13 protein-coding genes and 1 tRNA gene are annotated in these 12,968 nt (G+C 57.2%); 7 read left to right on the top strand and 7 right to left on the bottom strand.

Features of this window, described 5'->3' with window-relative positions; translation table 11 throughout:
* Both V7Q10_RS02925 and V7Q10_RS02930 read left to right on the top strand, forming a co-directional pair.
* A partial coding sequence (locus V7Q10_RS02925; RefSeq protein ID WP_333867547.1) for a porin occupies positions 1-953 on the top strand: 953 nt, incomplete at its 5' end.
* A 517-nt stretch (positions 954-1,470) separates the two neighbouring features.
* On the top strand, positions 1,471-2,124 hold the full coding sequence (locus tag V7Q10_RS02930) for a response regulator transcription factor (RefSeq protein WP_333867548.1): 654 nt from the start codon (positions 1,471-1,473) through the stop codon (positions 2,122-2,124).
* A 63-nt stretch (positions 2,125-2,187) separates the two neighbouring features.
* Here V7Q10_RS02930 and V7Q10_RS02935 read toward each other — a convergent pair whose 3' ends face one another.
* Both V7Q10_RS02935 and V7Q10_RS02940 read right to left on the bottom strand, forming a co-directional pair.
* Complete coding sequence (locus tag V7Q10_RS02935; protein ID WP_333867549.1) at positions 2,188-3,093, bottom strand: LysR family transcriptional regulator; 906 nt, start codon at positions 3,091-3,093, stop codon at positions 2,188-2,190.
* 133 nt (positions 3,094-3,226) lie between these two features.
* Positions 3,227-4,123, bottom strand: coding sequence for a peptidoglycan DD-metalloendopeptidase family protein (locus V7Q10_RS02940; protein WP_333867550.1), 897 nt, complete (start codon positions 4,121-4,123; stop codon positions 3,227-3,229).
* A gap of 116 nt (positions 4,124-4,239) precedes the next feature.
* On the opposite strand from V7Q10_RS02940, the gene V7Q10_RS02945 reads away from it, so the two are divergent.
* The 4 genes from V7Q10_RS02945 to V7Q10_RS02960 all read left to right on the top strand — a co-directional run bounded on the left by V7Q10_RS02945 (position 4,240) and on the right by V7Q10_RS02960 (position 8,214).
* Positions 4,240-4,839, top strand: coding sequence for a hypothetical protein (locus V7Q10_RS02945; RefSeq protein WP_333867551.1), 600 nt, complete (start codon positions 4,240-4,242; stop codon positions 4,837-4,839).
* 149 nt (positions 4,840-4,988) lie between these two features.
* Entirely contained in the window at positions 4,989-5,762 is a 774-nt protein-coding gene (locus tag V7Q10_RS02950; RefSeq protein WP_333867553.1) for a DUF6478 family protein, read from the top strand.
* Between the two features lie 10 nt (positions 5,763-5,772).
* Positions 5,773-6,144 carry a hypothetical protein gene (locus V7Q10_RS02955; protein WP_333867554.1) on the top strand — a complete coding sequence of 124 codons (372 nt, stop codon included), beginning with the start codon at positions 5,773-5,775 and terminating at the stop codon, positions 6,142-6,144.
* Between the two features lie 69 nt (positions 6,145-6,213).
* Positions 6,214-8,214: an NADPH-dependent 2,4-dienoyl-CoA reductase gene (locus tag V7Q10_RS02960; protein WP_333867555.1), complete on the top strand. Its 2,001-nt coding sequence runs from the start codon at positions 6,214-6,216 to the stop codon at positions 8,212-8,214.
* Positions 8,215-8,220: 6 nt separating this feature from the next.
* On the opposite strand, the gene V7Q10_RS02965 is transcribed toward V7Q10_RS02960, so the two are convergent.
* From V7Q10_RS02965 to V7Q10_RS02975, 3 genes are all read right to left on the bottom strand, one after another.
* Positions 8,221-8,763 carry a glutathione peroxidase gene (locus tag V7Q10_RS02965; RefSeq protein ID WP_333867556.1) on the bottom strand — a complete coding sequence of 181 codons (543 nt, stop codon included), beginning with the start codon at positions 8,761-8,763 and terminating at the stop codon, positions 8,221-8,223.
* Positions 8,764-8,839: 76 nt separating this feature from the next.
* Positions 8,840-9,604, bottom strand: coding sequence for an FkbM family methyltransferase (locus V7Q10_RS02970; protein ID WP_333867557.1), 765 nt, complete (start codon positions 9,602-9,604; stop codon positions 8,840-8,842).
* A 56-nt stretch (positions 9,605-9,660) separates the two neighbouring features.
* Positions 9,661-10,692 (bottom strand): LacI family DNA-binding transcriptional regulator, encoded by a 1,032-nt coding sequence (locus V7Q10_RS02975; protein WP_333867558.1) that lies wholly within the window; start codon positions 10,690-10,692, stop codon positions 9,661-9,663.
* Positions 10,693-10,948: 256 nt separating this feature from the next.
* Between V7Q10_RS02975 and V7Q10_RS02980 the strand changes: the two genes are divergently transcribed.
* Positions 10,949-11,025: transfer RNA gene (locus tag V7Q10_RS02980), tRNA-Arg, on the top strand.
* Positions 11,026-11,265: 240 nt separating this feature from the next.
* On the opposite strand, the gene V7Q10_RS02985 is transcribed toward V7Q10_RS02980, so the two are convergent.
* Entirely contained in the window at positions 11,266-11,973 is a 708-nt protein-coding gene (locus V7Q10_RS02985) for a class I SAM-dependent methyltransferase (protein ID WP_333867559.1), read from the bottom strand.
* Positions 11,974-12,212: 239 nt separating this feature from the next.
* Complete coding sequence (locus V7Q10_RS02990; RefSeq protein WP_333867560.1) at positions 12,213-12,965, bottom strand: alpha/beta fold hydrolase; 753 nt, start codon at positions 12,963-12,965, stop codon at positions 12,213-12,215.
* Positions 12,966-12,968: the final 3 nt, after the last annotated feature.

The raw sequence follows: 12,968 nt of genomic DNA on the forward strand, positions 1-12,968 counted from the left end.
CCGGCTATGCCGCTGCTGAAGTGAAAACCACTGCTTCGGTCCGTATGGGCGTTGTGAGCACTCCTTCCGTAACTGCTAAAGCTGCTGGCGCAACCGCTGCTGCTGACGCAGACGCAGTTGTAGCAGCACAGGCTGATGTGAATGCAGCAACCACGACCGCTGACTTGACCGCAGCAAACACTGCTTTGGCAGCTGCTAAGACTGCAGCAGCAGCATCGGCAGCAGTTGCTGCTGTAGGTTCCGACGTGGCGTTCACGTCGCGTGTTCGTATTGGCTTCGCAGCTTCGGGTGAGACCGACAACGGCCTGACCTTCGGCGCTTCGGTTCGTGCTGACCAGTCGGGCCAGGGCAATACCGCAAACGGCGACTCGACCGTGTTCATCTCCGGCGCATTCGGCAAGTTGACCATGGGCGATGTTTCTGGCGCTGCTGACGCAATCGTTGGTCAAGTTTCGGGCGTTGGCTTCACCGGTCTGGGTTCGAACAACGAAATCGGTTACCTGGGCAACACCAAAACCGCTGCTCTGTACACCTACTCGGCAGGCGCACTGTCGTTTGGTCTTGGCCTTGGCCAAACCACAGCTGCTAAGCAGGAGATGTCGGTTGCTGTTAAGTACTCGACCGACGCTTACTCGGTAGCAGTTGGCTTTGAAGACAATGGCACAACCACCCAAACTTCTGCTTTGGCTTCCGCAACAATGTCGGGCGTAACCGTCAAAGCTAAAGTTGCTGACAAGAACACCGCAGCAAACAACGCTTATGCTCTGTCGGCTGACTACTCGATGTCGTCGGTTGCTATGACCGCTTTCTACTCCTCGTCGTTCACCAAAGTCGGTTCGTACGGCGTTGGCGCTTCCTATGACCTCGGCGGCGGTGCTACTGTCGCTGGTGGCGTCTCGAAGTCGGAAGGCGCTAAGTCGTCCTTCGACCTCGGCGTGTCGATGAGCTTCTAATCCTAACGGATTAACGCCAATGAAAGAGCGGGCACAGCGCCCGCTCTTTTTTTGCCTGCCGACCTGCTGTGGTGCAGGTCTGCTGATCGCGCGGAAGCGGCAGAGTTGCCGCAGGCCGCCGCCGTGCGCAACGATTGCGCCCCACTCTCCTCGCCACCTGACCTATCGGCCCCATAAAAGCTTGATCTGGCCGTTGCGCTGGCTTTTGGGCTGACTATCCAAAAATATAGCAAAATTCTCTTTGGGGGTTTCAGACCTGTCTTTGTGTGCAGGATATTGACCCTACAAATACCTACGTTATTAATGACATAAGGGAATGAAGGCGGGATATTGTCTGTAGTTCCATCAATATCAACCTAAAGTACTTAATAATCCTTAGGGTTGTATTTACTATTCCTTTTGTGTCTGCGGTGCTTATAGTCCAACGCCTAGTACGGTGATTTTCTGCCAAAGCATTTCGGGTATTTTGTCAGTTTCTTTGAATGAGGCCGATAAATACAAGAGCTGGGAGGCTGGAATGATCAACGTTGCAATCTTGGAAGACAAAACCTTCCTCTCGGATCGCTTTTCGGGTGTTTTGTCGAAATGGGATTATGTGGCGGAAACATCGGTCTTTAAATCCAGCCCAGATTTTCAACAAGCTATGCTGCAATTCTTTTACGATGTTCTGTTGGTTGATCTAGATTTCTCGGATGACTGCATGCTGGAAGTCATCCGCTTGATCGGCAAACTTCATCCGAAAACAGCCGTTATTGCGATTTCGGATAAGTCAGATTCAGAAACCGTGGTCGAATGTATAAAAGCAGGGGCCAGCGGCTATTTGTTGAAGGGCGATGCCACTTTTGGCGTGAAATCTGCGATCTCTGAAGTGTTAAATCGCGGTGCGCCGCTTAGTCCGACTGTTGCGCTGCATTTGCTGAAACGTATTACCGTTTCACCGCATTTCGACACAAAGTCCCGCGAGCGGCAGCCAGAGCTTAATCTGACAAAGCGGGAATGCGAAGTGATTGGCCTTTTGTCGAAAGGGCTTTCAACCAAAGACGTTAGTCTTGAATTGGGAATATCCGAAAAAACCGTGCCGGTTCATTTGCGCAATATCTATAAAAAGCTGGGCACCTCGAACCGGCGACAGGCGATTATCGAGGCGCGGCATTTGGGCTTGGTACATTAACCCGCCGCCAGCCAGAATGGTCGCGAAAGCCAAAGCAACAGGTGTCGTCGCTTTGGCCAGTCTTTACCACTGATCCGGGCCTTTGTCGGTATAGCGGCGCGCAAGAAAGTCGATGAAAGCGCGCACTTTTGGCTGGGTAAACCGGCCTGGCGGGTAGACGGCATAGATGCCCAGCGTTTCCACCGGCAGATTTGGGATCGCGTCTTCCACCTCGCCGCGCTTCATCGCATCGGCATAAAGGAAAGAGGGCAAATAGGCGATGCCAAGCCCCGAAACTGCGGCGTTCAGCAGGCTTTGACCATCATTAACTGTCAGCCAGCCCGCCGTGCGCACCTGCCGCTTTTCGCCGGAAGGCGCGGTAACTTTCCAAACATTGCCATTGGCCTGATTGGAATAATGCAGCAGCTTATGGTCGTTTAGATCGTCGATTTTCAGCGGACGGCCGTGCTTTTGGAAATACCCAGGCGAGGCGATCATCCGTCTGGTGGTATCGGTCAGCTTTCGGGCGCGCAGGGTGCTGTCTTCCAATTCACCGACACGAATGGCCATATCAAAGCCTTCGCTGATCAATTCGACAAAACGGTTGTTCAGCACCATGTTGACGGTGATATCGGGGTATTCCAAAAGAAAGTCGCCCAAGATCGGCGAGAGCAGGTTCACGCCAAAATCAGTTGCCACTGAAATGCGCAGCAGGCCCGAAGGCGCAGATTGCATGGATGTGACCAAGGCATCTGCCTCTCCGGCATCATTCAGCACGCGGCGGGCGCGGTCGTAATAGGCCAGACCAATCTCGGTTGGGCTGACGCGCCGCGTCGTACGGTTCAAAAGCCGCGCACCAAGCCGTGCCTCGAGCGCCGAGACATGCTTTGAGACCGCAGATTTCGAAATCCCCATCTTTTTTGCCGCATCGGTAAAGCCGCCTTGGTCAACGACCATCGCAAAGGCTTCCATTTCAGTCAGTCGATCCATTGTTTTCCCCAAGCGAATAGAGTGGGCAGATGCGACCTTATTGATCCGCAAATCGGGCAAGAACGCGGCGAGCTTGCGTTCTATCAAAGGTTTTAGCGAGGATCGTTGAAGGCAGGGCAACACTCGGCTGGGATTACAGCGCGAACCTTTCGGCGGGGATGCGCAGCACCAGATTGGGGTCGATGCAGATCCCGCTCCAGACATCCCACAGGCTTTCATGGCCGACACCATAGAAATTGCCGCCGGTTTGATCCAACATATCGGTCATAATTTGAAAGTGCAGATGCGCGGCCCAACCGCCATTTTCATGCCAATCGCCCAGATCGGCGATATGCTGGCCCGGCTGCACCGGATCGCCCACTGCAAGCAGCTGTGGCAGGCTATGTGCCAGATGGCCGTAAAGACTGTAAAAGCTAACCCCCTCGGCCGCATGTTCCAAGATCAGGGTGTGGCCATAATCCAAAGGATCGGCGTTATAGGTAAGATATTTGACCACACCGGCCAAAGGCGCAAAAACCGGCGTCATCACGGGGGCAAAAATATCGATACCGGTGTGAACCGTGCGGCGTTCTGGGCTGGCAGCATCGGCGAACTGCGCGGTTTGATAGACGCTGCGCTTTTCGCCATAAGCGCCAAGGCCGTAATCGACCTTTTGCGCCGCAAACCAAGCATCAAAGCTGGGGTCAGAAAAAGCGGGCATATCTGGGCGCTGGCCCTCGGTTAGCAGGGCGGTGGTCTTGGCTTTAGCCAGATCGGGTGCAAACAACAGCGCGGGTGAGATCTTGGACAAATAGGCGCGCACCGCGGCTTCTGCTTGGGTCGCGTCCAGCCCCCGCCCCCGCCGCATCACAGCCCTGAGCAAGCCTTGGTCTACGGCCTGCAACCGCTTTGCAGTCTGTTGCGCCACACTATCGCCAGCGCAAAGCGCCTGCATCACTGCTGGCAGCTCTGCCCCTTGCGCCGCAACCTGACGCAAAGCGGCGTAAAGATCGGCCTGACCTGAAACATATGTGGCAAAACTGTCTGACATCTTCGCTCCCTTTTCTGCAACAACTCTGTGCTGATCTTACCGAATTTGGCAATCCGCCTTGTCGCAAAGCCACGACGAGACTATCCCTTTGGGTAGGGCAGTTGTGACGAGTATTTATGCGTATCGTTTTTGTTAGATTAGCAGGGATTGGCCTGTGCCTGAGTTTGGCAGCCTGTCAGCTGGGCTCTGGCCTGTCTGGTCTGCCAAGCCTTTCGATGCTGTCCGGTCGCGCCGAGACGGTGGTTTTGGATGGTGCCATTCGCGTTGTCGCGCCGCGTGGCTATTGTATCGAGCCGCAGTCAGCGGCCGGCTCTGCGCAAACAGCGGTGGTTTTTCTGGGGCGATGCGCGGCACGATCAAAGGTCGTGGCGGCTTTGGTGACGATTTCGATCGGCGCCGAAGCCTCGGGCGGGGTGATGACGGCGGGCGGTGTCGCCCTTGCGGCGTTTTTCCAATCTGAAGAGGGTCGTGCCACGCTAAGTCGCAGTGCAAAGGCTGAAGATGTGACGCTGATTTCTGCCTCTGGCAGCGAGTCTGTGCTGTGGCTTTATCTGAATGATGCCGCCATCGGCAGCTATTGGCGGGCAATTTCGGCCATATCGGGCCGTTTGGTGACGTTATCGGCCACCGGCACAGTCGAACATCCGCTGCTGCCCGAGGATGGCCGCGCGTTGTTAGAAGCCAGCTACAGCGCCTTGCAAAAGGCCAACCGATAGACCGCCCGCGCCACATGGCGCAGAAAGATTTTAGGGACGCCCTTTGTCGGCTTGTCTTATGGATGGAGTATTAACATTTTAGCAGCGATAAAAGATTCGGTTTCGGTGTCAGGCTTGGCCTTGAAGCCGTGGTAAAAAGTAGAGGGTTCATGCGGCGCATTTTGACAAGGTTTGTCGACAGCTATCTGCATCGGCGGGTGTTGCGGCACTGGAGCTTTGCGGGCGATCAGGCAGAGACGGCTGATCTGGATGCTTTGCGCGGCTTGCGCGGCCGGGCACGCGCGCTTCGGCGCAATCTGGATCGGGTGATCCATGCCGCCGACCATCGGCTTGCGTTGCCGGTCATCGGTTCGAACATCATCCGCAAACCCCCTGGCACCGATTGGACCTGGCGGCCTGATCTTTGGAAGGGCCCGCTGCCCATTCCAGGCTTTGCCAGCGTCTCTGGTAAGTCCGAGATTTTTGACGGCGCGACGCTGTTTCACGATTGCCGCCGCTCTGAACTGACCGTGCGCCAGATCCGCAACTCGCGAGCTTCGGATATTGCGCCCTTTGGCTTTCGGATGGACGTTTTCCGCTTTGACGGCTCGTTTCTGTCGCTGGTCGTTGACCTGCCAGAAGATGCGGCGCGCGGCCTAAAGCAAAAGCATGTCATTCGCATGGATGTGATCGTCGAGATGGAAAAACCGCTGGAGATTTTCGCCAGATTGAACATCAAGCACGGTCCCAATGTCGAACAGATTGTGCGCGAACTGCCCCTGAATGAGGAAGAGGTGATGGTCGAATTTGATCTTGCCTATTCAAAGATAAATGAGCGTCGGGTCGAACGGCTATGGGTTGATCTGATCTTTGAAGGCCCCGAGATGAACCAAATCATCTTGCGGGATATCACCCTTAGCCGCCGCCCCCGCGCAGAACTGTAAAGGCCGCAGAATGGACGCTAAACTGACAAAGACAAGGATCCGCTCGGGCATTTGGGAGGGGGTGCTGACCGGCATCGCCGCCGAACCTGAGTTGGAGGTGGTGCATCTAGAGCAGGTCGTGGCCGGACTAAGCGTGACCCGCGTGCCCGAGCGTGAGGGCGATTGGCTGGTGCGGGTGCCGATCCCGATCGAGGTTTTATCAGAAGGGGTGCAGACCTTTTTGATCCGCAATCTTGCGACTGGCGAAAAGTTACAGCATTTTTCGGTGATTACGGGTGTTGCCATGGAAGACGATCTGCGGGCAGAGGTCGATCTGCTGCGGGCCGAACTTGATATGCTTAAGCGGGCCTTCCGGCGGCATTGCATAGAGACAGCGCAGTAGGGTGACGCGGCGTTTTGGGTGACAGGGCGCGCTTGCTGCGTCATCCTTCGACGAAATCGGAGGAAGCCTATGCCCTATTCCCACCTGCTGGCCCCACTTGATCTTGGCCATGTCACCCTGAAAAATCGGGTGCTTATGGGGTCTATGCACACGGGGCTGGAAGAAACCGGCGATTGGAACCGTGTGGCGGAATTTTATGCCACTCGCGCGCGCGGTGGCGTCGGGCTGATGGTGACCGGCGGCATGGCGCCCAATCGTGAAGGTGGGGTGTTTCCGGGTGCGGCGGGGCTGTTTTCGGATCAAGATATTGAAAACCACCGCCTTGTCACCGACCGCGTGCATCAGGCGGGCGGGCGGATTGCGATGCAGATCCTGCATGCTGGGCGCTATGCCTATTCGAAAGACTGCGTTTCGGCCTCGGCGATAAAATCGCCAATCTCGCCCTTCGCGCCGCGCGCTTTGGATGCCGAAGGCATCGAGGCGCAGATCAGCGCCATCGTCACAGCCGCGCAGCGCGCGCAGGCCGCGGGCTATGACGGGGTCGAGGTGATGGGGTCGGAAGGCTATTTTCTGAACCAATTTCTGGTGCGCCACACAAACACCCGCACCGATGATTGGGGCGGATCTTATGCCAATCGTATGCGCCTGCCGGTCGAGGTGGTGCGGCGGGTGCGGGCGGCGGTGGGGCCTAATTTCATTCTAATTTACCGCATCAGCCTGATTGACCTGGTGCCCGACGGCTCGACTTGGGACGAGGTCGTGCTGCTGGCCCGCGCGGTCGAGGCCGCGGGCGCAAGCCTTTTGAACACCGGCATTGGCTGGCACGAAGCGCGGGTGCCGACGATTGCCACCTCGGTGCCACGCGCGGCCTTCAGCTATCTGACCGCGCGGCTGCGGCCCGAGGTTTCGATCCCTGTGATCACCTCGAACCGGATCAACAGCCCTGATGTCGCCGAAGCCCTGCTGGCCGAAGGTGCGGCCGATATGGTGTCGATGGCGCGGCCGTTCTTGGCCGACCCCGACTTTGTTGCCAAAGCGGCGGCGGGGCGGGCCGATCTGATTGCGCCCTGCATCGCCTGCAATCAGGCCTGCTTGGACCATACGTTTTCGGGCAAGCTGACCTCATGCCTTGTCAATCCGCGCGCCTGCCATGAAACGGTTCTAAGCTATCCGCCCAGCTTGTCGTCAAAACGGGTGGCGGTGGTGGGCGCAGGCCCTGCGGGGATGATGGCGGCGCTGGTTGCAGCACAGCGCGGGCATCAGGTGGTATTGTTTGACCGCGCCAATGCCTTGGGCGGCCAGCTAAACCTTGCGCGCCGCGTGCCGGGGAAAGAAGAATTCGACGGGCTGGTTGATTGGTTTGCAGCCTCGATCGCGGCGGCGCAGATTGAGTTGCGTTTGGGCGTTGCGGCAAAGGTGGAAGACCTGCACGGCTTTGACGAGGTGGTGATCGCCACTGGTGTCGTGCCGCGTGACATAGCACTTGCGGGGCAAGAGCGCGCGCTAAGCTATATCGAGGTGCTGCAAGGGGCGCCGGTGGGGCCAAGGGTGGCGGTGATTGGCGCGGGCGGTATCGGCTTTGATGTCGCCGAGTTTCTGGTCGCTGGTCCGCATCTGTTGGCCCAAGATCCAGCCGCATGGCGGCGCGAATGGGGGGTTGGTGATCCGGCGGATGTCGCGGGCGGTTTGGTGCAACCACTGCCCGAAGCGCCCCAACGCGAGGTTTGGCTGTTGCAGCGAAAGGCCGAAAAGCTTGGCCGCCATCTGGGCAAAACCACTGGCTGGATCCATCGCGCAGCCCTTGCGATGAAGGGTGTGAAGATGATCGGCGGCGTCAGCTATCTGGGCATCGAGCCGGAGGGCTTGCGGATTGCCCGCGACGGGGTCGAGCAGGTCTTGCCGGTTGATACCGTGGTGCTTTGTGCCGGTCAGATGCCCGAGCGCGGGTTGGCAGAGCGGCTGACGCTGGCGGGCATTGCGCATCATGTCATTGGCGGCGCGGATCTTGCGGCAGAGCTGGACGCCAAACGCGCCATAGACCAAGGCGCGCGTTTGGCGGCGGGGTTCTAGGCGGCCTTAGCCCAGCAAGGCCTCCATCGCCTCTTTTACAGGACCCATCGGCTTGGCGTTTGATCCCCAAGATTTGACGATATTGCCGTCTTTATCCAACAAGACCTTGTTAAAGTTCCAGCCGGGCTTGAACCCGCTCTGCGCCTTTGCCCAAGCGTAAAACGGATGAACATCGCCCTTGGCAACATGGGTGATCGTGGTCATTGGCAAAGTTAGATCATAGTTCAGCGCGCAAAAGTTCTTCACCTCAGCCTCGCTGGCAAGCTCTTGGTTGAAGTCGTTCGACGGAACCGCAAGCACCACCGCCCGCGCGCCCAGCAGATCGGACAGCGCTTGCAAATCGGCATATTGCGGCGTGTAGCCGCACATCGAGGCCGTATTGACCACCAGTACCGGCTTGCCGCGCCATTGCGCGGTGTCATAGCTGCCGCCGTCGATCGACTCAAAGCTGAAGCCGGGGGCAGAGCTGGCGGCCAGAGCCGGCAAGACCCCCAAAGCGGCGGGGGCAGTCAGCAGGGACATAACCATCATGCGGCGCGAAACGACCATTGAACATCTCCTTTAAACACCTGCAAACTCTACGCAGGGCGCCCGTCTTTGGATCAGTCTTGCGGCGCCGCCGCGGTCATGCTGGCACAAAAATCGCGTTTCGGTTAAAGCGGAGCTTGCGCACCTCTAGCGCCTCAACATAGCCAAGCTCGGCCATCAGCGCGCAAAATTCGTTATTATTCTCTCGGTCGATTTCAACGAAGATCCGCGGTTTGCAGCGGGCGATGGTTTGGCGCAGGCCCTCAATGACATCAATCTCCATGCCTTCGACGTCGATCTTGATAAAATCGACCTGCTGATCTGCCAGCAGTGCGTCGCCGGTCTTGATCTCGATATCGCCGGTTCCGGCCTTAAGCGTGCCTGCGCCAAGGTTCTTTTCTGGCACGGACATGCCAAAGCCGCCCGAGGCCTTACGCCCGACCCCAAGCCCAAGATGCTGGGTGTCAACGCGGTCAAGCAGGCCGTTTAGCACAAGATTGGCCACCAAAAGCGCGTAGGCTGCGACATTTGGCTCTACGACAATGGATTTCGATGCCCCCAGACTCAGCAAGGCAAACAGCGTGTGATTGCCAATATTGGTGCCCAAATCGCAAAACACATCACCTGGTTTCAGATAGGCGCGGATCGCCTCAAGCTCGTCTGGCTCGTAATATTTGCCACGGCGATGCTTGCGCTGGATACGGTCCTCGGGGTTGGAAAAGGCAAAGATCACCTCGTGATCGGGGAGGCTGACCTGACGCGTTTCCACGCCTTCGGGCAGTGCAAAGCTGGCGGGATCGCTGATCCATTTCTGCACATGCGGGGCGATGCGAGAGCGGGTTTTGCTGCTCGGTTTTTTCATGAAAGATCCGATCTACTGGTAAAACGCCACGGGAAAACGAGTTTGGTCAAAGGCAGTTAGTTGCGAATGGTATCGCCGCGCTGCAAGGTTGGTGACAGCTCGACAACCTCGCCGCCGATCACCTCGCCTTGTGCCTTGCCTGCAATGATGGCTGCGGCACGGCGGCCTATTTCGTGGCGACAGGCATCCATCGTGGCCAGTTTGCGCGGCAAACCATCCAGCAATTCGACGCCGTTGAACCCCGCAAGACCGATTTGGCCGGGCACATCAATGCCCTTATGCAGGCAGTACAAAAGTCCACCAGCGCCAATCATATCATTGGAATAATACAAAAAATCCACCTGAGGGCTGCGGGTTAGCACCGCTTCGGTCATCTCGCGCCCTTTCAGCAGAGCCGAGCCGCCCGAGTAAAACTCGCGATCGACCAACGTCAGGCCGGCCTTTGCCAAAGCCTCTTCAAAGCCCTCCAGCCGTTTGCGAGCGCGGTGATCATAGGGCATCATCGTGCCAAGGAAGGCGATGTTGCGATAGCCCGCGGCGATAATCGCTTCGGCCATTTTGCGGCCCGCGCGGCGATGCGAAATGCCAACGGCGGAATCTACGGGCGTGCCATCGATATCCATGATCTCGACAATCGGAATGCCGGCCTGCGCCATCATCGCGCGTGCGGCTTCGGTATGTTCCAGCCCCGCGATAATCACGCCCGATGGCCGCCAGGACAGCATCTCGTAAAGCACGGATTCTTCGCGGTCTGGCGAGTAATTGGTAATGCCGACAACGGGTTGCAGGCCAGTATCTTCCAGCGTGTCCGAAATGCCGGTCATCACCTCGGGAAAGACCATATTCGACATCGAGGGGATGATCACCGCCACAAGATTTACCCGCTGACTGGCCAGCGCTCCTGCGATTTTGTTGGGCACATAGCCCAGCCGCCGCGCCGCTTCCAACACACGTTCGCGGGTGCTTTCCGAGACATCGCCGCGGTTGCGCAGCACGCGGCTGACAGTCATTTCGCTGACCCCCGAGGCCTCGGAGACATCGCGAAGGGTCAAGGTGCGGCGGGGATCGGAAATCGGTGGGATGCTCACGTTGTCTGGGCCTATCTGTTCTGGCGTGCGCTAGTGTTACCGCTAAAAGAGCGCTTGTCCAAGCCTACAATATCAGCTATGTTAGCGGTAACGGTCTTAAGGCCGACGATATCCTGCGCGTCCTGCAAGCTCTCAACCCAGACGCGACGGACCTTAGGGGGAGTGGTGGGCCAAAAATTCACTCCCCCTTACCTTTCCAAAATCACCTCAACAGCCTGTTGCATCTTTGCGGTTTTTTCCGCAAATAGAGCAGAGTGGCTCCGTGGCTCAACTGGATAGAGCAGTCCCCTCCTAAGGGACAGGTTGCAGGTTCGAATCCCGCCGGAGTCACCAAAATTAATAAATAAAATCAATAACTTAAAGATAAACGTTTTCCAGAAAGCGCAGTTTTTTCGCCGTTTTGCCTGTGTGCAAATCCTTTACAAATTTCACACAGAACTCCGAGCATACCGGACCATCAAGCAGCGAAGCATCTGAAGGTATAAGGGCTTTTCCAGAAAAGATTGATTTGAAGGGGGATGGGCGCATTAATCTCTGGCAACGAGAGGGCCTTAAGACCCCTAAGCGGCTCATTCAAGACGATCCATGTCGCGCGCGCTTGGCCGCGATTTTTTCCTTGTTCTTTTCTGCGCGTGCAGCTTTTTCTTGGTTTCCAAACTGGACAAGCAAAGGGCTTGGCCGCAGTTCGGCCTCTGGGCCTTCGGGCTTGGTAAAATACCAAGAGCGATAGCGGTTGTAAGTCTCATCCACCGTTAAATCCGTGATTTTCAGATCGACGCCAAGCTGATCTGCCAAGTTGTGAACGGCCCAAACAACCAAGGGCCAAGCCTCTGGATCGTAGTCGTCCCCCGCCATCACGCCACCCGGCTTTAATTTAGCGTACCAATTCAGCAAGGTTTGACCGCCTTCTTCGCCGGTGTGGGCATAGCCGTCTGCATAGATGAAATCGAAAAACTGATCGGGAAATAGATCCAGCGCTTGATCGAACGTCATCCGCAAAAGGTGAAAGTTGCGGTTCAGGCCGACGCTGCGCAGGGCCTTTTTATATTCAACAACGGTATGTCCATCGCCGTAAATATCGACGCCGTAAAAGCGTTTGAACTTGCCAGAACGCATCATGCGCGCCGAAAACGAGCCACCCGCAACGCCAAGTTCGATGCCGATGTGTCGATTGCCGGGAAGGCTGTCAATCACGTTCCAACGATAGCTGCCCGCCACAGTTTCAACTTTGATCTGCGGCATCTCTCGTTTGGCGATTGCCCGCAATTCTTCGGTCGTCATCGTCATCTCCTCTGGGATACACCGCCCACCAATCGCCCGCATAAGGCAGGCAGGATCGTCGGAATTTTGACACGGATCAAGGGGGACACTGCATATTCACGCGGCAGAGGTCGGTTTTTCAGAGGCTCTGGCGCGCCTGTCTGCGGTTGTCGTGCTGGCAAGGTTCAGCCGCGGTAAAGTGGCAAGCGGGGCATTGCAAACCGCACAAAGCCTGCGGGGCAGATCTTAGGGCCTAGCCATCATGTGCCGCGTAAAAAATCGGCCAGCAAGGTGTTGAAAAGTTTCGGCTTTTCTAGATGCACGTTATGGGCGCACTGTGGTACGACGCTGAGATCAGCGCCTGCTATGCCGCGCCAAAGTGCTTCGGGTTGCGACCAATCATAAGAGCGATCTTGGCTGCCCCATAAAACCAGCGTCCGCGCAGTGATATCGGCAAGGCTGCTGCGGCCATCCCAGCCTTCCCAAGCTGTCAAGCTGGCCAAAGCTGCTTGCAGGCATGCCTGTTGGCCAAGCCTTTCGCAAAGGGCAAAGCCTGCGGCTTTCTCGCCCTCTAAGAACCAAGTCGCGGCAATGCGTCGGGCGGTGGTTGCCAGACCTTGCTCGGTGATCCTTGCACGCGATTGCGCGATGGTCTCGAACCGGCCGGGTAGAACACCCTGCGGGCCGGTGCCGTAAAGGATCAAACTGCGCAGACGCGCGGGCGCCATCACGGCCATGGACTGCACAATCATCCCGCCCATCGAATGCCCCAGCAGATCAAACTGGTCGATTTGCAGGTGATCAAGCAGATCCAACACCAGCTGCGCATGGCCCTGAATGCTGTCGGGGGCGGTCAGATCGGCGCTGGCGCCAAAGCCTGCAAGATCGGGGCAGATCACATCATAATCGCGGCTGAAGGCCTCAATCTGTGCCGCCCAAATCGCGCTGCCGGCCAGATAGCCATGCACCAAAACCAATGTCGGGCCTTGGCCTTTGCGTTGATATGCCAGCAACTG

This window comes from Cypionkella sp. (assembly GCF_036782355.1).
GTDB lineage: Bacteria > Pseudomonadota > Alphaproteobacteria > Rhodobacterales > Rhodobacteraceae > Cypionkella.

Coding starts and splice junctions, on each gene's coding strand:
- V7Q10_RS02935 (WP_333867549.1), bottom strand. CDS start 3,093: ATGGATCGACTGACTGAAATGGAAGCCTTTGCGATGGTCGTTGACCAA.
- V7Q10_RS02955 (WP_333867554.1), top strand. CDS start 5,773: ATGGACGCTAAACTGACAAAGACAAGGATCCGCTCGGGCATTTGGGAG.
- V7Q10_RS02965 (WP_333867556.1), bottom strand. CDS start 8,763: ATGGTCGTTTCGCGCCGCATGATGGTTATGTCCCTGCTGACTGCCCCC.
- V7Q10_RS02945 (WP_333867551.1), top strand. CDS start 4,240: ATGCGTATCGTTTTTGTTAGATTAGCAGGGATTGGCCTGTGCCTGAGT.
- V7Q10_RS02950 (WP_333867553.1), top strand. CDS start 4,989: ATGCGGCGCATTTTGACAAGGTTTGTCGACAGCTATCTGCATCGGCGG.
- V7Q10_RS02960 (WP_333867555.1), top strand. CDS start 6,214: ATGCCCTATTCCCACCTGCTGGCCCCACTTGATCTTGGCCATGTCACC.
- V7Q10_RS02930 (WP_333867548.1), top strand. CDS start 1,471: ATGATCAACGTTGCAATCTTGGAAGACAAAACCTTCCTCTCGGATCGC.
- V7Q10_RS02940 (WP_333867550.1), bottom strand. CDS start 4,123: ATGTCAGACAGTTTTGCCACATATGTTTCAGGTCAGGCCGATCTTTAC.
- V7Q10_RS02970 (WP_333867557.1), bottom strand. CDS start 9,604: ATGAAAAAACCGAGCAGCAAAACCCGCTCTCGCATCGCCCCGCATGTG.
- V7Q10_RS02985 (WP_333867559.1), bottom strand. CDS start 11,973: ATGACGACCGAAGAATTGCGGGCAATCGCCAAACGAGAGATGCCGCAG.